Origin of the sequence: Deinococcus apachensis DSM 19763, assembly GCF_000381345.1 — a bacterium.
GTDB lineage: Bacteria > Deinococcota > Deinococci > Deinococcales > Deinococcaceae > Deinococcus > Deinococcus apachensis.
This window is the reverse complement of sequence record NZ_KB906400.1, coordinates 70,645-92,206: the sequence shown is the minus strand read 5'-3', so window position 1 is coordinate 92,206 and position 21,562 is coordinate 70,645. Positions and strand designations below refer to the sequence as shown.

The window sequence follows — 21,562 nt, the reverse complement described above, 5'->3', positions numbered from 1 at the left end:
GGTGATTGCCCGGTGGAGCCCCGGGCACTCCCCGGGCGCGCTCGCCACCCGCACCCCACGTAACCGTGCGTCTCGTGATCAGGGGGCCTCTGCGCTTGACGAAGCGGGAAGAACGTCGTACGCTCCCCTTACTTCAATCAGTAAGTGAAGAAAGAGGAGGGCGCATGCGTTCACTCCGCGGCAATGATCAGAGCGTCGTGCGCGCCCTGAACAGAAACGCGCTGCTCAACATGCTTCTGCACGAGGCGCCGCTCAGCCGCGTTCAGCTCCGGGAGCGCTCCGGCCTCAGCGGCGCCGCCGTGACCGCCGTCATCGCGGAACTGATTGAGGACGGCCTGGTCGAGGAGCAGGCGACCGGCCCCTCCACTGGAGGGCGCCCCCCGGTCCTGCTCACGGTCAACTACGGTGCCCGCGCCGCCGTCGGGTTCAAGCTGATGGAGCGCGGGCTGGACGCGGTCCTCGCCAACCTGGGCGGAGAGGTGGGGAACCACGTCCGCTGCGACCTGCCGGATACCCGGCCGGAAACGGTCGTGCAGACCGCCGCCGAGGTCACGGCCCGGCTGCTGGACGGCAGCGGGGTGCCCCGGGAGCGCCTGGTGGGCCTGGGCATGGGGCTGCCCGGCGTGATCGACACGGAGAGCGGGGTCTGCGTCCACTCCTCGTATCTGGGGTGGCACGGGGTGCCCATCGCCGAGTTGCTGGAGCGGGCGACCGGTGTGCCCACCGTGATCGACAACGATGTCAACGCCTTCGCGGCGGCCGAACGCCTCTTCGGCCACGGCCGCCAGGCCCGGCACCTCGCCGTCGTCACCGTGGGCCGGGGCATCGGGTCGGGGCTGGTGGCGAACGGGCGGACGTACCGGGGCGCGCGGGGCGGCGCTGGGGAACTCGGCCACACCGTCAGCGAGCGGGGCGGCCGGGCCTGCGACTGCGGCAAGCGCGGCTGCCTGGAGGCGTACGCCTCCGAACCCGCCCTCGTCGCCCGCGCCCGAGAGGCCGCCCCCGACCTCCCCCTCCCCGACATCCACGCGGTCCTGGCACAGCGCAGCGACGCCCGCATCGGGGCGCTGTTGACCGACGCCGGGGAGCGGGTGGGCGTCGCCCTCGCCAACCTCGTCAACCTCTTCAACCCGGAACTCATTGTGATTGGCGGGGAGGGGGTGCGCCTGGGCGAGCCCTACTTTTCCGCTCTGCGCCGCACGCTGCGCGAGAATGCCTTCGACGGGCTGGCGGACGACCTGCCCGTCGTGGTCGAACCCTGGGGCGACGAGGCCTGGGCGCGGGGGGCGGCCAGCCTGGCGATCAGCCGGACCTTTGACCTGGAGGTGACGTGATGTACGAACGCGGGCTGCGGCGGTACGGAACGCTCGCCCTCTTCCTGGGCCCGGCCCTGATCGGCGCGGCGGTCTTCCTGATCGGCCCGATCCTGGCGTCCCTGGCCCTGGCCTTCGCGCGCTGGGACCTGCTCACCCCGGCGCGCCTCGCGGGGCTGGCGAACTTCCGGCAGATGCTGGGCGACCCCGAGTTCTGGGCGGCGCTGCGGCACACCCTCACCTTCATCGCGGGGTACGTGCCGCCCGTGATGGTCCTGGGCTTCCTGGTCGCGGTGGCGCTCAACAGCCGCATCCCGGGCCGGGGCCTGCTGCGGGCGGTGTACTTCCTGCCCGTCGTCACCTCCTGGGTGGCTGTGGGACTGGTTTGGAAGTGGCTGCTGAACCCGCAGTACGGGCTGATCAACAACGCCCTTTCCCACCTCGGTGTGCCGGGTCCCGCCTGGCTCTTCGACCCCGCCTACGCGCTGGCCGCCGTGATCCTCACCAGCCTGTGGAAGGACCTGGGCTTCGTGATGACGATCCTTCTCGCCGGACTTCAGACCATCCCGCAGGAGTATTACGAGGCCGCTGCCATCGACGGGGCGAGCCCGGCGCAGCTCCAGCGCCTCATCACCCTGCCGCTCCTCATGCCCGCCGTGTTCTTCGCGCTGACGATCAGCCTGATCAACTCCTTTCAGGTGTTCGACCAGGTGTACGTGATGACGGGCGGGGGCCCGGCGGGGGCGACCACGGTCCTGATCGAGCGCATCGTGAAGAGTGCTTTCTCGTACAGCCAGATGGGCTACGCCGCCGCGATGTCGTGGGTGCTGTTCGGGCTGGTGTTCGCCACGTCCTTCCTGATCTCGCGGCTGAGGGGACGGTGGGCGGCGTGACCTCGCAGGCCCGGACGATGGTGCGGGAGACCGGGCGTACCCGCCGCAAACCCTTCCCCTGGGGGCGCACCCTGACCTTCCTCGCGCTCCTCGTCGGGGCCGCCGTGATGATGGTGCCGTTCCTGTGGATGCTCTCCACGTCGCTCAAACCCTCGACGGACGTGCTGACGTTACCGCCGCGCCTGATTCCCCGGGAACCCACGCTCGGCGCCTACGGCGAGGTCGCCGCGAGCTTCCCCATCTGGCGCGTGCTGCTCAACTCCGTGGTCGTCGCGGTCCTCACCACGCTCGGCCAACTTGTCGTCAGCTCCATGGCCGGATACGCCTTCGCCCGCTTCCGCTTCTGGGGTCGGGACGCGCTGTTCACGGTCTTCCTCGCGACGCTGATGGTGCCCTTCGCCGTCACGATGACGCCCCTGTTCATCATCGTCAAGACCCTCGGCTGGACGAACTCGTACCTGGGCCTGATCGTTCCGGCGATGTTCAGCGCCTTCGGCATCTTCCTGATGCGCCAGTTCTTCCTGTCGCTGCCGGTCGAGCTGGAGGAGGCCGCCACGCTCGACGGCAGCAGCACCTTCTCCACCTTCTGGCGGGTGATGCTGCCGCTCTCGGGTCCGGCGATTGCCACCCTCGCGGTGTTCTCCTTTATGGCGTCCTGGAACAACTTCCTGTGGCCGCTGCTCATCGTGAGCCACCAGAACCTGATGACCCTGCCGCTCGCGCTCGCCACCTTGCAGGGCGTGTACCCCGGCCAGACCCAGTGGAACCTGATCATGGCCGGAACCGTCCTGACCGTCACCCCGATGATCCTGGTGTTCCTGCTCGCCCAGCGCTGGGTGGTCGAGGGCGTCACCACCAGCGGGCTGAAGGGGTGAGGCGGCCACGACCTGACGCGCACCCCGCCTGAGCCTGCCCATCACGTCCCTGGAGGACCGTATGAAGAAGCTGCTCACGCTCGCCCTGCTCGCCGCCGCCAGCCCCGCCCTCGCCCAGACCACCCTCACGTACTACTCCTTCACGACCGACGCCACCCACATGGACGACATGCGGGCGCTGATCGGGACCTTCGAGAAGGAGAACCCCGGGGTGAAGGTCAACCTCGTCACCGCGCCCTTTGACTCCTACTTCACCAAGCTCCAGACGGACATCGCCGCCGGGAACGCGCCGGACGCCTTCGACCTGAACTACGAGAACTTCGTCTCCTTCGCCTCGAAGAACGCACTGCGGCCCCTGCCCGCCAACCTCGCCCCCGCGAACACCTTCTACCCGGCGGCGCTGAACGCCTTCAAGTACGGGGGCCGCCAGTACGCGCTGCCCATCAGCTTCTCCACGGTGGTCCTCTTCTACAACAAGGACCTCTTCGACAAGGCGGGCGTGGGGTACCCCACCGCGACCTGGAAGTGGCAGGACGTGCTCAGCGCCGCGCAGAAGATCAACAACCCGGGGCAGCGGGTGTACGGCGTCTACCAGCCCGTCCAGTTCTGGGAGTTCTACAAGGTCGCTCAGCAGGCGGGCGGGGGCCTGAAGGTGAGCCCCACGGTGCAGATCGACACGGCGGCCAACCGCCGGGCGCTGCATTACCTGGTGGACAAGGTGCTCGTCTCCAAGGTGATGCCCACCAGCGCCCAGATGAGCGGCGTCAGCCCCGAGGACATGTTCCTGAACGGGCAGCTCGGGATGCTCGTTTCCGGCGTGTGGATGTTCGACAAATTCAGCAAGGCGCCCTTCAAGTGGGACATTGCGGTGGAACCGGGCGGGGCCAGAAAGGCCACCCACTTCTTCTCGAACGCCGCGTCCGTGAGCCGCACGAGCAGAAATCCGGCCGCCGCGGAAAAATGGGTGCGCTTCCTGTCGAGCAGCCCGGCGGTGGCGACGCGGCGCATCCAGGCGAACTGGGAACTGCCCGCGCTGTCGCTCTCCAACCGCACCCTGATCGACCCCTACCTCAAGCGGCCCCTGCCCAGCAACCGCGAGGCCGTGTTCGACAGCCTGCGTTACGCGGTCACCCCACCCGTCGTGGACAACCAGTCGCAGCTCCAAGACATCGTCAACCAGGAACTGGAGGCCGCGAGCCTGGGCACGAAGACCGTCGATCAGGCCCTCGCCAGCGCCCAGCAGCGGGTCACGGCGCTGCTGGGCAGGTGAGGCCCGAACCCGTGCGAGTGCCCCAGCTCAGCAAAGCAGGTCTTCTGTGACCGATATTGCCACCCGAACCATCACCCACCACCCCACCGGCATCGACGACCCGTACAAGCGCCTGCCCACCGAGCGCTTTCCCCGCGATCCGCAGCCTGGCGACCGGGTTCAGGTGAACTTTCGCGCCGGGGGGGCGCAGGGGGCGGTGGTGCTGCAAGCGAAGGGTGGCGCCGTCCGGGTCGAGGCGACCCCTCTCGGGCAGGACCTGTGGACGGCGGATCTCGGCCCGGTGGAGACGGGTGAGTACAGCTACGTCATTGGGACGGAGGAAGGGGTGCAGAGCGGGCCCTACCCCTTCACGGTCGGTCGCTGGCGTCAGGTGAGCGGCGTCTCCAGGGTGGAGGTGCGGGATCAGGGCGTCATCCTCGAACTGCAAGGCGTGGAGGGGTGGGCGGGAAGCGCGGCGCTCAGCTTTCCGCGAGCCGGGGTGTGCCGCCTCCACTTCGGGACGGGGGAGGCGCCTCCTCCGGCAGGCCTCCCATGTCACGCCGAACAGGACGGCGATCTGGTGACCATGCAGGCCGAGGGCACCGAGGTCCAGGTCAACCTCGCCACGCTCGACGTCCACGTCACGCGGCCGGGCCGCACCGTCGGCGCCCGCTCCACCCTCGCCTTCCGCTGGCTGGAGGGGGCGAGCGGGCTCAATCAGATCGAGGGACGGTTCAGGGCCGATCCGGGCGAGCCACTGTACGGCCTGGGCGAACGCTTCGACACGGCCGACCGCCGGGGCCGCGTGTCCGACGTGCGCGTCTACGAGGAATACAAGGAGCAGGGCGCACGGACGTACCTCCCTGTGCCGTTCGTCGTCTCGCCGGGGGCCTGGGGCCTCTGGCTGGACGCCGCCGAGCCGTCCTCCTTCGACCTGCGGGGCGAGACCTGTGTCATCACCCTCGACAAGCTCCCCGAATCGCCGCTGGAGATGGCCCTCCACCTCATCGTCGCGGATGAGCCCTACGGAGTGACGGCGGCCTTCACCGCGCTGAACGGGGGTCTGGCCGTTCCCCCGAAATGGGCCTTCGGCCCCTGGATGAGTTCCAACGACTGGAACAACCAGGCCCGCACCGAGGAGGTGATCCGGCGCACCCTGGCCGAGGACGTGCCCGCCACCGTCCTCGTGCTGGAAGCCTGGAGCGACGAGAGCACCTTCTACATCTGGAACGACGCGCAGTACACCCCGAAACCCGGCGCCGAGGCGTTGACCCTCTCGGACTTCACCTTCACCGGCCGCTGGCCCGATCCCAAGGGGCTGATCGACGAGTGCCACGCGAACGGCCTCCACGTGCTGCTCTGGCAGATTCCGGTGCAGAAGCATGTTCCCGAGGACCACGCCCAGCACCGCGCCGACGAGGCGCACATGGTGGGGCGCGGCTACGGGGTGAAGGAGGCCGACGGCCGCCCCTACCGCTGCCAGGGGTGGTGGTTCACCGACGGTCTCGTCATGGACTTCACGAACCCGGAGGCGAGCGCGTGGTGGTTTGCCAAACGCGCCTATCTCTTCGACGAGCTCGGGATCGACGGGATGAAGACCGACGGTGGCGAGCACCTGTGGGGCCGGGACCTGCGGCTGCACGACGGGCGGCGCGGCCTGGAGATGTACAACGGCTACCCCAACAGCTACGTGGGTGCGTACCACGCCTTCGTGCAGGAGCGAACCGGGGGCAACGGCCTGACCTTCTCCCGGGCGGGCTTCACGGGCGCGGGGCAGTACCCGGCCCACTGGGCGGGCGACGAGAACAGCACCTGGAACGCCCTGAGAGCCAGCATCCAGGCGGGCCTGTCGGCGGGCGTGAGCGGCGTCTCCCTATGGTCGTGGGACATCGGCGGCTTCAGCGGCGAGATTCCCACGGTGGAGCTGTACCTGCGCTCTGTCGCCTTCGGCGCCTTCTGCCCGGTCATGCAGTACCACAGCGAGTGGAACCCGGCCGTGGAAAACCGGGACCGCACGCCCTGGAACCTTGCCGAGCGCCACCGCGACCCCCGAACGCTGGAGGTGTACCGCCGCTACGCGAAGCTGCGGATGCGGCTGCTCGACTACCTGTACGGGGAAGCGCAGGCGATGAGCGCCGAGGGTCTGCCGCTGATGCGTTACCCGGGGCTCGTGTCCCCGCAGGCGGGGGCCTTTCTCGCCGCCGATCCCCACGCCTACCTCTTCACCCGCGACCTGCTCGTCTGCCCGGTGGTCGAGAAGGGCGCCCAGGCCCGGGAAGTGCGCCTGCCGCCGGGACGATGGGTGGACGCCTGGTCGGGCCGGACCTTCGAGGGGAACCGGGTGGTCCTCGTCCCGGCCCCCCTCGAATGCCTGCCGCTATTTATCCGCGCGGACAGCCCCCGGCTGGAGGAGCTGCGCGTGATTTTCGCCACCTTCTGAGCGTGAGGGGCGGGGCCGTCCACCTGGCCCCGCCCCATCTGCCCTCCTCCTACCGCTGACCGCTCACCTCGGCGCGGGCCTGTTCCTGGAGGGGGCGCCAGGCGACCTTGCCCGTCGCGCCGCGCGGCAGGCCCTCCACGAACTGGTAGTCGCGCGGCACCTTGTAGGTCGCCATCTGGGTGCGGGCCCAGGCCTCGATCTCCTCCCCGGTCGCGCTCTGCCCCGGCTTCAGGACGATGAGGGCCCGGGCGCGCTCGCCGGTGCGCTCGTCGGGCACGGCGATCACGCAGGCCTCCTGCACGGCGGGGTGGCCGTGAAGCGTGTTCTCGACCTCAGCGGGCCAGACCTTCATGCCCGAGACGTTCACCATGCGCTTGAGGCGGTCGGTGAAGAAGAAGTACCCCTCCTCGTCCCGGTAGCCCAGATCGCCCGTGCGGAAGAAGCGCTTGCCGCCGATCTCCGTGAAGGCCTCCCCGGTCGCCTCGGGCCGGTTCCAGTAGCCCTGCATGACCTGCGGCCCGTGAATCACGATCTCGCCGACGCCCCCCGCAGGAAGCTCCTCGCCGCTGTCGAGGTCCACCACCCGAGCGTCCACGTCGAAGAGCGGGATGCCCAGGCACTGGAGTTTCTGGCGGCCCCTGGGGTTGGTGTGCGTCTGCGCCATGGTCTCGGTCAGGCCGTACCCCTCGATAAAGGTGATGCCCGTCAGGTCGAGCAGCCGCTGCCCCACCGAGGCGGGGAGTGAGGCCCCGCCTCCCGTGATGTCGCGCACGCTGCTCAAATCCTCCGGCCTGAAGTTGGGGGAGGCCATCAGGTCGATCACCATGGTGGCGGTGTTCGTCCAACGCACCACCCCGTGCCGCCGGATGAGTTCCCGCGCCGTGTCCCGGTCCCAGCGGGCCATGACGACGACCTTGCTGCCGCCATTGAGCGGCGCGAGCAGGCTGTTGACGAAGCCGGTCACGTGGAAAAAGGGCAGGGTCGCCAGGAACACGTCCTCCACCGTGCCGTCCACCCACACGCCCGCGCCGAAGACGTTGGCCTGCACGCTCCCGTGGGTGTGCATGGCCCCCTTGGGCCGCCCGGTCGTGCCGCTCGTGTAGGGCAGCACCGCGAGGTCGTCGGCGTTCACCTCGGCGGCGGGGGCCGGGTGGTGGTTCACGGCGTCCTCCAGGGTGATGTCCCCCTCCTGCAACTCGGGGTTCACGTCCAGCCCCTCGGGAAGGGGCACGCCCGCCCGCCCCGCGTCGGTGCCCCGCATGATGTTCGCCACGACGGCACGTTCGAGCCCGCCCTGCTTGGCCCGCTCGTACAGCTCGGCGCCGACCACACCCACCTTGATGCCCGCGTCCCCCAGGAAGTAGGCGAACTCGCGGGCCTGGAGCATGGGGGCCAGCGGCACCACGACCCCGCCGAGCTGCCAGACGGCATGGGCCGCGACCGCCCACGCCGGGCTGTTCTGGAGCCACACCGCGACGCGGTCCCCCTTGCCCACCCCCTGCTCGGCGAGGTGCCCGGCGAGGCGCTCGGCCCCCTCGCGCAGCTCGCGGTACGTCACCTCGCGGCCGTAGAACCACAGGGCGACCTTGTCGGGGTAGCGCTCGGCGGACACGCGCAGGTTGTGCATCAGGCTGGTGCGGGGAATCGTCAGGCTGCGCGGTTTGCCCTCAGGCCAGTAGTGCCCCACGCTGCGGGTGGCGGGGGCGACGGGACGGGGCAGTTCGGTGGGGTGATCCTGTGACATGAAAGCCTCCGGGGGAGAGACGCGGGCCACACCGACCACGCGCGGGGCGGGGCGGCGGGAACGGGGAAGAAGTGTGGACAGAGTGTAGGGCAAACTGCGCCCTGAGCGCATCTCCCGCTTTACTCGTCACGTGACGAGCGGGGGAACCCCGGGGGAGGGGAGCCGTGCCCGCTCAAGGTCGGGGTGCCCCACGTTGACTTGCTCCCCGCGGCCCGGGTGTTACGGTGGAGCGGCCGACCCCGCGGGCCGGGGGAAGTCGCCACCCGGGCGGGTCCGGCACAGGAGGCGAGCCATGGAATTGCAGGGCAAGGCAGCGTTGGTGACGGGGGCGGGCTCGGGCATCGGGCGGGCCATCGCCCTGGCCTACGCACGGGAGGGGGCGCGCGTGGTCGTGTCCGATCTGAACGAGGAGGCGGGGCAGGAGACCGTGCGCCTGATCGGGGAGGCCACCCCCGGGGCCCAGGCCACCTTCGTGCCCGCGGACGCCTCCCGCCCCGAGGACAACGAGGCGCTCGTATCGGCGGCGGTGCAGCGCTTCGGGGCGCTGCACGTGGCCTGCAACAACGCCGGGATCGGCGGCGAGCTGAACCCGGTCGCGGGGCAGAGCGTGGCGGGCTGGCAGCGGGTGATCGACATCAACCTCTCGGGGGTGTTCTACGGGATGCGCGCCCAGATTCCCCGCCTGCTGGAAGCCGGGGGCGGGAGCATCGTGAACATGGCCTCCATCCTGGGGCAGGTGGGCTTTGCGGGCTCGGCGGGCTACGTGGCCGCCAAGCACGGCGTGGTGGGCCTGACCCAGGCGGCAGCCCTGGAGTACAGCGCGCAGGGGCTGCGCGTCAACGCAGTGGGTCCGGCCTTCATCGACACCCCGCTCCTCTCCGCCCTGGACGAGCAGGCCCGGGGCGCCCTGGTGGCCCTGCACCCCATCGGGCGCCTGGGCCGCCCCGAGGAGGTTGCCGAACTCGTCCTGTGGCTGAGCAGCGACCGGGCGAGCTTCGTGACCGGGGCCTACTACCCGGTGGACGGCGGCTACCTCGCCCGGTAGGCCCGCCCGGGGTGGTACGTCCGCGGCGGGGTGAGATACTGGCCCATCTGCCCGGACGGACAGGCTGCGCCGGGTGACCCGTGCCCCGGAGGTTCCCTTGTCCACCCCGCCCAACCACGAAACCCTCTTCACCATTGAGGCCACGCCCGTCAAGTTCGGCCCCGGCGCCGCCGACGACGCGGGCTGGGAGGCCGCGCGGCTGGGTATCCGGCGCGCGTTCGTGGTGCTCGACCCGGCGCTGGCAGGGGGCGAGGCGGCGCGGAGAGTGCTGGAGGGCCTGCGGGTCTCCGGGGTGGACCCCGTCGTCTACACCGGCATCCGGGTCGAACCCGATCTCGCCAGCCTGGAGCGGGCCGCGGCCGCCGCGCGGGAGGCGGGAGTGGACGGTTTCGTCGCCCTGGGTGGCGGCTCGACCATCGACACGGCGAAGGTCGCCAACCTGCTCACGACGCACGGCGGCGGGGTGATGGACTACGTGAACGCGCCCATCGGGGGTGGGCGCCCAGTCCCCGGCCCGCTGCGGCCCCTCCTCGCCATCCCGACGACGGCGGGCTCGGGCTCGGAGGCGACCACGGTGGCGATCCTCGACCTGCCCGAGTTGGGGGTCAAGAGCGGGATCAGCCACCGTTATCTGCGTCCGGGCCAGGCCATCGTGGACCCCGAACTCACCCGCACCGCGCCGGGCAGCGTGATCGCCTCGGCGGGTCTGGACGTGGTCTGCCACGCCGCCGAGAGCCTGCTCAGCCGCCCCTACACCACCCGCCCGCGCCCGGCCTCGCCTGCCGAACGTCCGCCCTATCAGGGCAGCAACCCGGTGGCGGACCTGTGGTCGGCCCAGGCCCTGCGCTATGGGGGGCAGTACCTGCGCCGGGCGGTGCGCGACCCGGACGACGTGGAGGCGCGCGGCTTCATGATGCTCTCGGCCACGATGGCGGGAGTCGGCTTCGGCTCGGCGGGGGTGCATATCCCGCACGCCTGCGCGTATCCCATCGCGGGGTTGCGCCATGCGTTCCGCGCCCCCGGTTATCCCCAGGACCACGCCTTCGTTCCCCACGGCTTCAGCGTGATCGTGACCGCCCCCGCCGCCTTTCGCTTCACCTTCGGGGCCGACCCGGCCAAACACGTGTACGCGGCGAGCCTCCTGACCGGGCAGGAGTACGAACCCGACGACGCTGGCGCCCTGCCAAACGCCCTGCTCGACCTGATGCGGGACGTGGGGGCGCCGAGCGGCATCGCCGAGCTGGGCTACGGCGAGGCCGACCTCCCTGCCCTGGTGGCCGGAGCCCTCAAGCAGCAGCGGCTCCTGGCCGTCGCGCCCAGGACACCCAGCACCGGGGACCTGGAGGGCATCCTGCGGGGGTCCCTGCACAACTGGGAGGTCACTCCGGCACAGGCGGGATAAAGCTTTGCTAGGGAGGAGGGGAGAGGATTCTTGCCCGGGCCAGCCCCGAGGCGCGTTCAATGGGCTGGAGGTACGCCATGAACGACAACGACGACCGCAAGGATCACCCGCAGGAGGACGCAGGCACCCCGACGGAGCACGGCCGCTGGACTCCCGAGGTCTCGGAGGCGGCCGACCGCGAGATGCGTGAGCTGCTCCGCGAGGACCCCGGGACCGAGCCCACGACGGAGGGGGTGGACAAATCCGACCTCAGCCTGCCGACGGAGCGGCGGCCGATCGATCACTGACCACGGGGGGTCCTGCCAGCACGTATCCCTGCGCCACCTCCCGGTAGCGCCGCACCTGCTCCTGCGCCCACGCGGCGTCCTTCCCGAGTTCCTCGGCCAGGAGGGCGGCGGCGCGGGGGGCCGCCTCGACGCTCGCGCGGGCGTTCAGCAGCAGGGCGCGGGTGCGCCGGGCGAGCAAATCCTCGACGGTCCGCGCCCCCTCGCAGCGAATCCCCCAGCGGAGTTCGGCCTCGGTGTAGGGCAACTCGGGGTGGAGGAGCCGGTCCGCCCCGGGCAGCGCCTGCACCCGCTCGGCGTCGCTGCCGTAGACCTTCCAGTGGTCCGGGCGCTCCTCCTGCGACCAGCCGTGCAGGTGCAGGCCGGGCGTGACGCTCAGGCGCTCCGGCAGGCCTGCCAGGCGCTCGGCGCGGTCCACGGTGTCCTCGCCCATGCGGCGGTAGGTCGTCCACTTGCCGCCCGTCAGGGTGATCAGGCCGCCCGGGGACACCCGGATCACGTGGTCGCGCGAGAGCGCCGCCGTCGAGCCCACCCCGTCGGTCTTCTCGTTCTTGACCAGGGGCCGCAATCCGGCGTACACGCTGCGGACATCGGCCCGGGTGGGCGCCGGGTCCATGTACCGCCCGGCGGTGTTCAGGATGAACTCGATCTCCTCCTCCAGCGGGCGCGGCTCGGGGCTGGCCTCGGGGACCGGTGTGTCGGTCGTGCCGATGACCACGTGGTCGTGCCAGGGGACCGCGAACAGCACCCGCCCGTCGTCCGTCCGCGGAATCATGATCGCGCTGTCGCCCGGCAGGAAGCGGCGGTCCACCACGACGTGCGCCCCCTGGCTGGGGGAGAGCATGGGCCTCACCTGGGGGTCCTCCATCCGCCGGACCTCGTCCACCCAGACGCCCGTCGCATTGACCACCGCCCGCGCCCGCACCTCGTACTCGCCGCCCGTCTCGGCGTCGTGGAAGCGGGCGCCGACCACCCGGCCGCCTTCCGTCAGGAGCCCGGTGACCGGCGCGTGGTTGAGCGCCACGCCGCCGTGGTCCTCCAGCGTCCGCAGCAGGGTGACCGCCAGACGCGCGTCGTCGAACTGGCCGTCGAAGTAGAGGATGCCGCCCTTCAGTCCCTCCGTCTGGAGGGTGGGGGTACGCTCCAGCGCGGCCTCCCGGCCCAGGTACTTGCTGGTGCCCAGGTTGAGCCGCCCGGCGAGGAGGTCGTACAGCTTCAGGCCCACCCCGTAGTACGGCCCGGCCCACCAGTCGTAGGCGGGCACCACGAAGCCCAGGTCGCGCACGAGGTGCGGGGCGTTGCGCCGCAGCAGCCCACGCTCGCGCAGCGCCTCGCGCACCAGGGAGACGTTGCCCTGCGCGAGATACCGCACGCCGCCGTGAACGAGTTTCGTCGAGCGGCTGCTCGTGCCCGCCGCGTAGTCGCGCCCCTCCAGCAGCAGCGTTCGGTGCCCCCGCGAGGCGGCCTCCACGGCGGTGCCCAGCCCCGAGGCCCCCCCCCCGATCACGAGGACATCCCAGGTTGTGGGGGCGGTGGCGGCGACGAGGGCGGCGGGGCGGGGGTCGTGGGGCATGGGGGTCCTTTCGGGGGAGGGGGAACACGCGGGGGTGCGGAGGACGGGGTGGGCGGAACTTGCCCGGACGCACGGGGGTTCTCAACGTTTATAGGCGAAAAGATAGTCGGTGTGCAGGTGCTGCACGAACTGTCCGGAAGGATCGAGGGCGAGGAGTGAGCGCCGCACGTCCGTCTCGAAGGCGTCCGCGCGCTCCCCCAGCAGGGCCCGGCTGGCAAAGGAGGTCGAGAAGAGTTCGCCCACGATGGTCTCCACGTCCACCGGACGCGACCAGTGGTGTTCTCCTGCCGTCACGCCCGTAAAGCGTGAGCGCGAGAGGGACCGCCGTTCTGCGCCCTCCTCGGCGGTGAACGGGCCCGTTCGGGTCAGGCGGCGCGGCCCCAGCCACCGAACAAGGACCTCGCGCACGGCACGCTCCCAGGCGTCCTCGCCGCTCCAGATCCCGCCCGGATGGCCGAGAATCGCCACGCCGCCGCCCTGGAGCAGGTCGTATGCCTTGCCCAGCACCTCGTCCTGGCGCATCCAGTGGAACGCGTTGCCCAGGGTCACCAGCCGAAAAGAGCCCAGCTCCGCGGAGATGGCCTCGGCGGGTTGGCAAAGCCACCGGACGTTGGTGATCCCCGCCCGGGCGCTCTGCCTCCGCGCCTCGGTCACCATCTCCAGGCTGAGGTCGATCCCGACCACGTCCCGAAAGTCCGCGTGGAGGGGGCGGGCCAGCTCTCCCGTGCCGCAGCCGAGGTCGAGCAGCCGCCCGCTGCCGTCCAGGTTGAAGGCGGCCCGCAGGCGCCCGAGCACGGCGTCCGGGTAGCCGGGGCGGTAACGGGCGTAGTACGGGGCGGTGCCCGCGAAGAGACCACTCATCCGGAGTCGAGCCTACCTCCACGCCGCGCCCGGCTGCGGGCGGCCCCGGGGAAGCCTTCAGGTCCGGGCCGTCTCTCCCTCCTCCCACGCCCGGCTGCGCTCCACCGCCCGGCGCCAGCGGTGCAGCCGGTCCCCGCGCTCGGCCGCCTCCATCCGCGGCTCGAAGACGCGGTCCACCTGCCAGCGGCGGGTGATCTCCCCGGTATCCTGCCAGTAGCCCACCGCCAGCCCGGCCAGCGAGGCGGCCCCCAGCGCAGTCGTCTCGGTCACCCGGGGCCGCACGACCGGCAGGCCCAGCAGGTCGGCCTGGAACTGCATCAGCAGGTTGTTGGTGCTCGCGCCGCCGTCCACCCGCAGTTCGCGCAGGGGCGCGGGGCTGTCCTGGCTCATCGCCGCGAGCAGGTCGGCCGACTGGTAGGCGATGGACTCCAGCGCGGCGCGGGCGATATGCGCCGCCGTCGTGCCGCGCGTCATCCCGACCAGAGTGCCCCGCGCGTACGGGTCCCAGTACGGCGCCCCCAGGCCGACGAAGGCGGGCACCAGGACCACCCCTCCCGAGGACGACACGCTCGTCGCCAGCGTCTCCACCTCGGAGGAGTTGCGGATGATGCCCAGCCCGTCGCGCAGCCACTGCACGACCGCGCCCGCCACGAAGACGCTGCCCTCCAGCGCGTAGGTCCGCTCGCCGCCCAGTTGCCAGGCGACGGTGGTGAGCAGCCGGTGGCCGCTGGGCACCGCCCCCGCCCCCGTGTTCATCAGCATGAAGCAGCCGGTGCCGTAGGTGTTCTTCGCCATCCCCGGCGCCAGGCAGGCCTGCCCGAAGGTCGCCGCCTGCTGGTCCCCGGCGATCCCCGCGATGGGGATGCGCGCCCCGAACAGCCCCTCGGCGGTCGTCCCGTACACCTCGCTGCTGCTCCTCACCTCGGGCAGCAGGGCGCGCGGCACGTCCAGCAGGCCCAGCAGCTCGTCGTCCCAGTCCCCGGTGTGGATGTTGTAGAGCAGGGTGCGGCTCGCGTTCGTCGCGTCGGTGAGGTGCAGTTCCCCGCCCGTGAGGTGGTACACCAGCCACGAGTCCACCGTCCCGAAGGCGAGGTCGCCCCGCTCGGCCCGCTCCCGCGCCCCCTCCACGTGGTCCAGAATCCAGCGCACCTTCGTGCCGCTGAAGTAGGCGTCGAGCAGGAGACCGGTCTTCCCCCGGAAGGTCTCCTCATGCCCCTGCGCCCGCAACTCCTCGCACATCCCGGCGGTGCGGCGGTCCTGCCACACGATGGCGGGGCACACCGGCTCGCCCGTGCGGCGGTCCCACACGACCACCGTCTCCCGCTGGTTGGTGATGCCGATGGCGGCGATGTCACCGGCCCGCAGCCCGGCGCGGGTGATCGCCTCCTGCGCCACGCCGCTCTGGGTGCTCCAGATTTCCAGCGGGTCGTGTTCCACCCAGCCGGGGCGGGGGAAATGCTGCGTGAACTCCTTCTGCGCGGCCGCGAGGACCCCGCCCTCCTGGCCAAACACGATGGCGCGGCTGCTCGTGGTGCCCTGATCCAGGGCGAGGATGTACTGGGACATGGCGACTCCTTCTGGCAGGAGTCTAAAAGGGAAAGTGGGCTGAGGGCGCGAGGAGACAGAAGAGCGGTGGACGGACTCCTGCTCCCGCCCACCGCCCCACAACGTTTTGCGCTCAGTCGTCCGAACTCGTGCCCATGCCGCTGCTCATACCGCTTCCGGCCCCCATCATCTGCTGGCTTTCGGCGTAGGCCTCGGGCAGGGGCGGGGCGAGCTGCGGTTCCTGGCCCATGGGCTGGGCGACGACCATGCGGAATTCCCCCATGCCGTCGAGCGAGGGACCCTGGGTGAAGCGGCCCATGGGGGGCTGCACGCCCTCGATCCCGGTGAAGACGTAGTCGTAGCTGACCTCGCGCAGCTCCTCCTCGACCGGGAAGGAGTTGGGGATGGGCAGCGTGCCCGGGTGCCCGCCCAGTTCCTCGATCACGGCGAGCCACTGCTGCTGGTGCATGGTGTCGCGGGCGATCAGGAACCGCAGCATGTCCTTCATGCCCGGGTCGTCGGTGAGTTCGAAGAGGCGGCAGGCGAGCGCGCGGCCCGTCGCCTCGGCGGTCACGTTGGAGTACATGTCGGCAGCGATGTTGCCGCTCGCGTACACATGCGAGCCGTTAAAGGGCACCCCGTTCGCGTCGGAGGCGAGCGCCGCCATGCCCGCCGAGAGGTACTGGCGGGGGTCGCCCCCGCCCATCACGGCCTCGACCAGCGGGTTGGCCCGCGCGGCGGCCTCCTGCATCCCGCCCGGCGCCCCCTCCAGGTTCATCGCCACGGCGGTCGCCAGCATCTCGATGTGGGCGATCTCCTCGGTGCCGGTCGCCAGGAGCATGTCGCGGTACTTCTTGGGTCCGCGCGCGCCGAACGCCTGAAAGAGGTACTGGAGGCACACCCGCATCTCGCCCTCGACCCCGCCGATGGCCTGCTGGAGCGCCCGCGCGAAGCGGGGATCGGGGGTCTCGACACGCACGGGGTACTGAAGCTTGCCGTCGTAATAGAACATCTTCCCCTCCTGGTCCTGCGAAATCTGGCTCTGCCGCATTGGAACACCCGGGCTGAATCCAACCGTGAGCGCCGCCTTGAGTGGGGCGTAGCCAAGGCTTCATCCCCCACTCCCATTGGCCTGGGGAACGCTTTAGCCCGACCTCATGGCGGCCCGGACGGTCGCCTTCAGGAAGTGTTGACCCTCGCCGGGCTTTACCCCAGTCACGTCAAACTCACCTCCCAGCCCCGCGAGACTCTGCTCGGAGGCGGACATGGTGAAACTCAAACCCCTGAACGAGCAGGTCATGGTGATCACTGGCGCGTCGAGCGGGATCGGGCTCACGACCGCGCGCCTGGCGGCCAAGCAGGGCACGCGGCTGGTGCTCGCCGCCCGCAGCGAGGAGGCCCTGCGCCAGCTCACCCAGGAGATCGTGGACGGGGGCGGGGAGGCGGTCTTCGCCGTCACCGACGTGAGCCGCGAGGAGGACGTGCGGCGGCTGGCCGACCTGGCGCTGTCGACCTTCGGCACCTTCGACACCTGGGTGAACAACGCGGGCGTCGGCATGTACGGGACCCTGGAGGAGCTGGAGGTGGAGGATATGCGCCGCCTCTTCGAGGTCAATTTCTGGGGCGTGGTGTACGGCTCGCGGGTGGCGGCGTCGTACCTCAGGGGTCCGGGCGGGGCGCTGATCAACATGGGCAGCGTGGCCTCCGAGCAGGCGATCCCGCTCCAGGCCCTGTATTCCGCCTCTAAACACGCCGTCAAGGCCTTTACCGACGGCCTGCGGATGGAGCTGGAACACGAGGGGGCACCGGTCTCGGTCACGCTGATCAAGCCGGGACCCATCGACACGCCCTTCCCGCTGAATGCCCGCAACTACCTGAACGCCGAGCCGCAGCATGTGCCGCCCGTGTACGCGCCGGAGACGGTCGCGCGGGCCGTCCTGCGGGCCGCCACCACCCCGACGCGCGAACTCTTTGTGGGCGGGGGGGGCCGCGGCATGGCCGCCTTCGGCGAGTTCGCTCCGGGCATGACCGAGCGGGGGATGGCCGCCACCGTCATCTCCCGGACCCACAGCGACAAGCCGCCGCTGCCCCGCGAACGCAACGCCCTCGATCACCCCTCCGAGCGCCTGGCCGAGCGCGGGGATTACCCCGGCCAGGTGCGGGAGACGAGTGGGTACACCGCCGCGGCGTCGCGTTCCGGGCAGCTGGGGGCGGGCCTGCTCGCCGCAGGGCTGGCCGCCGCCCTGTGGCGCCTCTCGCGCCGGTCCTGAGGGCGGATGGGGCGGGCTCGTGCGCCCGTGAAGTGACCGTGTTCGGGGGAGACGGTCTGCGTCTGGCGGGCGGCGCATCGTGACCCGGCAGGGTGGGTGACCTTCAGCCTGCCGGGCGGACCTGTGCCGCGCCCCCGCCGTGAAAAATCCGGCGTTCCCCCCGCCGGGGGGGTTGCTAGACTGGCGGTCATATGCAGACCCCGCCCTCCCGCGCCCCGAACGCGGATCAGATTGACCTCCGGCAGGTGTTCGGAACACTGCGCCGCTACGCGCCCTGGCTGCTCCTGACCCCGGCGCTGGCAGCGGGCGGGGCGTACCTGCTCTCGCGCCAGCAGCCCCCCGTGTACGAGGCCAGCGCGAGCGTGATCGCGGTCGACAACGACGCGCAGAACTCGCTCATCAACAACACGCTCGTCACCGCGCCGCCGCTGCCCCAGGGGGCGGTCGAGCAGGTCATGCACAGCCGCAGCGTCCTGAACAGCGTGGTGGGCCGCCTGCAGAAGACGGACCTCGACCCGGCCCTGGTGCGCGGCATCGCCCGCGACCTCACGAACGAACTCGCCGACAATTCCTTTACCCGCTTCAAGGTGCGCGCCCGCCTCGACCCCCAGCAGCGCGGCGTGTACGAGCTGCGCGCCCGCGCCGAGACGCCGCAGGCGGCCCAGGGGCTCGCCCAAGCCGGGGTCGAGGCGCTGATCACCTGGGACAACAACCGCGCCAAGCAGGGGGTGATCCGCTCGCGCCAGAGCCTGCAAGAGCAGCTCACGGACCTCACCGCGCGCGTCGCGGCCGTCTCGCCGAGCAGCCTGGAGCGCCAGAGCCTGGTCGCCGCCCGGGGCCAGGTGCTGCAAAACCTCTCCCAGATGGCGGTGCTGGAGACGGCGGCGAGCGGCACGCTGGTGCTCGTCGCCGAGCCGGTCGCGCCGCGCAGCCCGGTCTCCCCCCGCCCGTTGCGGAACGCCGCGCTGGCGGGCCTGCTCGCCCTCTTCCTGAGCGCGGCGGGCGCGCTGCTGAGTGACAGCCTGCGCCGCCGGGTCAATGGCCCGGAGGACCTGCTGCCGCTGGGCCTGCCGCTGCTGGGCCAGCTCCCGCTGCTGCGCCGCAAGAACATGGGGCAGGGCTTCGTGTCCGCCAGCCACAGCGGACCGCTGTACGAGAGCGTGGGCTTTCTGCGGATCAACGTGCAGTCGCTCCTCCAGGAGGGCCGCCACCGCCGCCTGGTGGTCTCCAGCGCCTACCCCGGCGAGGGCAAGAGTTCGGTCACGGCGGCCCTGGCCGAGAGCCTGGGGGCGAGCGGGTTGAGGGTGCTGGTGATCGACGCCGACCTGCGCCGCCCCACCCAGCTCAAGGTCTGGTCGCCCGAGCGGCTGGCGACCCACCCTCTCCCCGGCACCGACCCGTCCCTGCCCCCCGCCACGACCGTCTCGGACATGTTCCTGCGCCCTGAAGCGGCCCACGTGACCCGCGTCTCGCCCCACGTGGACTTGTTGCCCGCGGGCACTCCCGCCCGCGGCGGCCTGCCGGGCATCCTGAATCAGGCGGCCTTCCGCAGCCACCTCGACCGCTGGGCCCAGGGTTACGACTACGTGCTGATCGACACGCCGCCCATGCTCTCGCTGCCCGACACCCTGGCGGTCGCCCCCTCCACCGACGGCGTCCTGCTCGTCGTGGAGGGCGCCAAGACCCGCCTCGCCGACGTCGAGCGCACCATGGAGAACGCCCGGGTCGCCAATGTCCGGGTGCTGGGGATTGTGCTGAACAAGCTCGCCCGGGTGGGCAGCGCGTACTACAGCTACGGGTACGGCAGCGAGCAGGCGGGTTCCTCGCCCAGTCCCAACCTCCGGGCCACCCGCACCTGAAGGCGGGCAGGGGATAGGCGCGGGCCAGCGAAGCTTGGCCCGCGCCGCGTTGGTCCATCACGGCCCGTCCGAATACCGTTTCATCCCAGCCTGCCCCCTGCGGTCCCGGACGGCCCCGTGTTTGGGAGCCTCGCGCGTCCACCGCACGGAGCCCGTCCCCGTTCCTGCTCGCTCCGTGCGGAAGATTCCGGTATGACCGGAAACGTTCCGGACGGCGGATCAGCCCCGGCCGAGGGCCACTTCGCCCAGGGTCGGCAGGCGCATCACCCCGCGCCAGTACGCCTGCACGACCTCCAGCACCCGCGTGTATTCCCCGTACGTGCCCGGCTTGACCACGTAGCCGCTCGCCTGCCCGTCGTAGGACCGGTGGACGTCCTCGGGGTGGTCCGACGTGGAGAGCACCAGCACCGGGATGCTGCGGACTGGGGCGAGCCCCTTGACCTGCGCCAGGAACTCGTGGCCGCCCAGCACCGGCATGTTCAGGTCCAGCACCACCAGGTCCGGGCGGGGCGTGTCCCCGTACCCCCCCGCGCGCGTCAGAAAATCGAGCGCCTCCTGGCCGTTTTCCACGTGATGCACCGTGATGTCGCTGCCGACCTCGGCGAGCATGTCCTGAAACAGGGCGGCGTCCGCCAGTTCGTCTTCCACCAGCAGGACGGTGAAGGGCTTGGAGGGCATGCCCCCCACCCTACACGACGGGCGGGCGAACGCCCAGACGCCCGCGCTCCTCACGCCCTGGGTGCTAGCGTGACGGCATGACCCGTTCCCCGGCGTCGCCGAGCCGATATGTCAGCGCGGCCTTCGACGCGCTTTCGGCCAACGTCGCCATCCTGAACGCCCGGGGCGAGATCCTCGCGGTCAATGCGGCCTGGCGGGCCTTTGCGCGCGAGAATGGCGGCGGGGACGATGTGGGCAGCAACTACCTGGAGGTGTGCGAGGGCTCCTGGGGCGAGGACCGTGAGGACGCCCTCAGCATCGCCGCGGGCATCCGGTCAGTCCTGGCGGGCGAGCAGGCGCTGTTCGAGCTGGAATACCCCTGCCACTCCCCGACCGAGCAGCGCTACTTCGCGGCGCGCGTCACCTGCTTTGTGCAGGACGGCGAGCGGTATGCGGTCGTCGCGCACGAGAACATCACCCGGCGCAAGCGGGCCGAGCTGGAGGTGCGCGAGCTGAACCGGACGCTGGAGGTGCGGGTGGAGGAGCGCACCCGCGAGGTCGAGGCCAGCAACCTGGCCCTGGAACTCAAGAACGCCGAGCTGGAGGACCGCAACCGGGACCTCGCGCAGTTCGCGTACGTCGCCTCGCACGACCTGCAAGAACCCCTTCGCATCCTGGGCGCCTACGCCGACCTCCTGCGCCACCGCTACCAGGGTAGGCAGCTCGACGAGCGCGCGGACACCTACCTGATGCACATCAACGAGCAGGTGTTTCGCGCCCGGCAACTCGTGCGGGACGTGCTCACGCTCTCCAACGTGACGGCCCGCCCGCCCCTGGCCCGCCTCGACCTGCGCCAGGTGTGGGACGAGGTGTGCCTGTCGCTGCCCTGGCCGGAGGACGCGCGCCCGGAGTGCGGCGAGGTGCCCCCGGTGTGCGCGAACGCCGCGCAGGTCCGGCAGCTCCTGACCAACCTGCTGGGCAACGCGATCAAGTTCCGCGCGGACGAGCCGCTGGAGGTGTCGCTGCGGGCGCGGGCACAAGGCGGCTGGGTGCAGTTCGCCCTGTCCGACAACGGCATCGGGATCGCGCCGAAGCACGCGGAAAAGGTCTTCGTGATGTTCCAGCGCCTGCACAGCCGCACCCTCACGGGGGGCAACGGCATCGGTCTGGCGGTGTGCAAGAAGATCGTGGAGCGCCACGGCGGGCGCATCTGGATCGAGCCGCACGCGGGCCGGGGAACGACCGTGCGCTTCACCCTGCCCGCCGCGGAGGTGGGGGCGGCCCAGGACGAAGGTTGTGGGAACGGCCAGGGGAGCAGCGCCGGAGAAGAGGCGGTCTCTTCCGGTCATGGTGGTGCCCAGGCCTGACCGCGGGGCATGAGCGAGCGCATCTTGATCGACCCGAACATCTGCAACGGGCGCCCGACCGTGCCCGGCACCCGCTCCTCGGCGCTGGCCTGAGGCCGGGGCGCACCCCGACCGGCACGTGGGGCGAGGGCGTGACTGACGGCTCTTTGTTCCTGACACAGCCCCGTGCCCCCATCCTGGGGCCG

At 71.1% G+C, this 21,562-nt stretch carries 18 protein-coding genes; 11 read left to right on the top strand and 7 right to left on the bottom strand.

Features of this window, described 5'->3' with window-relative positions:
* Window positions 1-164: 164 nt before the first annotated feature.
* The 5 genes from F784_RS22510 (at window position 165) to F784_RS22500 (ending at window position 6,770) form a co-directional block, all read left to right on the top strand.
* Window positions 165-1,334, top strand: a complete 1,170-nt coding sequence (locus F784_RS22510; RefSeq protein ID WP_019586063.1) for an ROK family transcriptional regulator — start codon at window positions 165-167, stop codon at window positions 1,332-1,334.
* Window positions 1,334-2,206, top strand: a complete 873-nt coding sequence (locus F784_RS0107270; protein ID WP_019586062.1) for a carbohydrate ABC transporter permease — start codon at window positions 1,334-1,336, stop codon at window positions 2,204-2,206. Before F784_RS22510 ends, F784_RS0107270 begins: the two co-directional genes overlap by 1 nt.
* Entirely contained in the window at window positions 2,203-3,081 is an 879-nt protein-coding gene (locus F784_RS0107265) for a carbohydrate ABC transporter permease (protein WP_245557777.1), read from the top strand. The genes F784_RS0107270 and F784_RS0107265 overlap by 4 nt, the downstream gene beginning before the upstream one ends.
* Window positions 3,082-3,142: 61 nt before the next feature.
* The gene (locus tag F784_RS22505) at window positions 3,143-4,351 is read left to right on the top strand and encodes an ABC transporter substrate-binding protein (RefSeq protein WP_019586060.1); all 1,209 of its coding nucleotides are present in this window, start codon (window positions 3,143-3,145) and stop codon (window positions 4,349-4,351) included.
* Between the two features lie 46 nt (window positions 4,352-4,397).
* Window positions 4,398-6,770 carry a glycoside hydrolase family 31 protein gene (locus F784_RS22500; protein WP_019586059.1) on the top strand — a complete coding sequence of 791 codons (2,373 nt, stop codon included), beginning with the start codon at window positions 4,398-4,400 and terminating at the stop codon, window positions 6,768-6,770.
* 49 nt (window positions 6,771-6,819) lie between these two features.
* Here the strand turns inward: F784_RS22500 and F784_RS0107250 are convergent, their stop codons facing one another.
* Window positions 6,820-8,514, bottom strand: coding sequence for a long-chain-fatty-acid--CoA ligase (locus F784_RS0107250; RefSeq protein WP_019586058.1), 1,695 nt, complete (start codon window positions 8,512-8,514; stop codon window positions 6,820-6,822).
* A gap of 292 nt (window positions 8,515-8,806) precedes the next feature.
* On the opposite strand from F784_RS0107250, the gene F784_RS0107245 reads away from it, so the two are divergent.
* The 3 genes from F784_RS0107245 to F784_RS0107235 all read left to right on the top strand — a co-directional run bounded on the left by F784_RS0107245 (window position 8,807) and on the right by F784_RS0107235 (window position 11,248).
* Window positions 8,807-9,559 (top strand): SDR family NAD(P)-dependent oxidoreductase, encoded by a 753-nt coding sequence (locus tag F784_RS0107245; protein ID WP_019586057.1) that lies wholly within the window; start codon window positions 8,807-8,809, stop codon window positions 9,557-9,559.
* 97 nt (window positions 9,560-9,656) lie between these two features.
* Window positions 9,657-10,961 carry a hydroxyacid-oxoacid transhydrogenase gene (locus F784_RS0107240; protein ID WP_019586056.1) on the top strand — a complete coding sequence of 435 codons (1,305 nt, stop codon included), beginning with the start codon at window positions 9,657-9,659 and terminating at the stop codon, window positions 10,959-10,961.
* A 77-nt stretch (window positions 10,962-11,038) separates the two neighbouring features.
* Entirely contained in the window at window positions 11,039-11,248 is a 210-nt protein-coding gene (locus F784_RS0107235; protein ID WP_019586055.1) for a hypothetical protein, read from the top strand.
* Here the strand turns inward: F784_RS0107235 and F784_RS22495 are convergent.
* The 5 genes from F784_RS22495 to F784_RS27525 form a co-directional block, all read right to left on the bottom strand.
* Window positions 11,211-12,818 (bottom strand): glycerol-3-phosphate dehydrogenase/oxidase, encoded by a 1,608-nt coding sequence (locus F784_RS22495; protein WP_019586054.1) that lies wholly within the window; start codon window positions 12,816-12,818, stop codon window positions 11,211-11,213. The two genes, F784_RS0107235 and F784_RS22495, sit on opposite strands and share 38 nt — an antisense overlap.
* An 81-nt stretch (window positions 12,819-12,899) precedes the next feature.
* Window positions 12,900-13,679: a class I SAM-dependent methyltransferase gene (locus F784_RS0107225; RefSeq protein ID WP_019586053.1), complete on the bottom strand. Its 780-nt coding sequence runs from the start codon at window positions 13,677-13,679 to the stop codon at window positions 12,900-12,902.
* Between the two features lie 57 nt (window positions 13,680-13,736).
* Window positions 13,737-15,245 carry a glycerol kinase GlpK gene (gene glpK, locus F784_RS0107220; RefSeq protein WP_019586052.1) on the bottom strand — a complete coding sequence of 503 codons (1,509 nt, stop codon included), beginning with the start codon at window positions 15,243-15,245 and terminating at the stop codon, window positions 13,737-13,739.
* Between the two features lie 112 nt (window positions 15,246-15,357).
* Window positions 15,358-16,236: a manganese catalase family protein gene (locus tag F784_RS0107215; protein WP_040382667.1), complete on the bottom strand. Its 879-nt coding sequence runs from the start codon at window positions 16,234-16,236 to the stop codon at window positions 15,358-15,360.
* Window positions 16,237-16,368: 132 nt separating this feature from the next.
* The gene (locus F784_RS27525) at window positions 16,369-16,491 is read right to left on the bottom strand and encodes a hypothetical protein (protein ID WP_019586050.1); all 123 of its coding nucleotides are present in this window, start codon (window positions 16,489-16,491) and stop codon (window positions 16,369-16,371) included.
* Between F784_RS27525 and F784_RS0107205 the strand changes: the two genes are divergently transcribed.
* Entirely contained in the window at window positions 16,490-17,494 is a 1,005-nt protein-coding gene (locus F784_RS0107205; RefSeq protein WP_019586049.1) for an SDR family oxidoreductase, read from the top strand. The genes F784_RS27525 and F784_RS0107205 overlap by 2 nt on opposite strands.
* 191 nt (window positions 17,495-17,685) lie before the next feature.
* Complete coding sequence (locus F784_RS0107200; RefSeq protein ID WP_019586048.1) at window positions 17,686-19,353, top strand: tyrosine-protein kinase domain-containing protein; 1,668 nt, start codon at window positions 17,686-17,688, stop codon at window positions 19,351-19,353.
* 219 nt (window positions 19,354-19,572) lie between these two features.
* Here F784_RS0107200 and F784_RS0107195 read toward each other — a convergent pair whose 3' ends face one another.
* A complete protein-coding gene (locus tag F784_RS0107195) occupies window positions 19,573-20,031 on the bottom strand; it encodes a response regulator (RefSeq protein WP_019586047.1) in 459 nt (152 codons plus the stop codon).
* Between the two features lie 77 nt (window positions 20,032-20,108).
* Here F784_RS0107195 and F784_RS0107190 point away from each other — a divergent pair, with 77 nt between their 5' ends.
* Window positions 20,109-21,377 (top strand): sensor histidine kinase, encoded by a 1,269-nt coding sequence (locus F784_RS0107190; protein ID WP_019586046.1) that lies wholly within the window; start codon window positions 20,109-20,111, stop codon window positions 21,375-21,377.
* The last annotated feature ends 185 nt before the right edge of the window (window positions 21,378-21,562 follow it).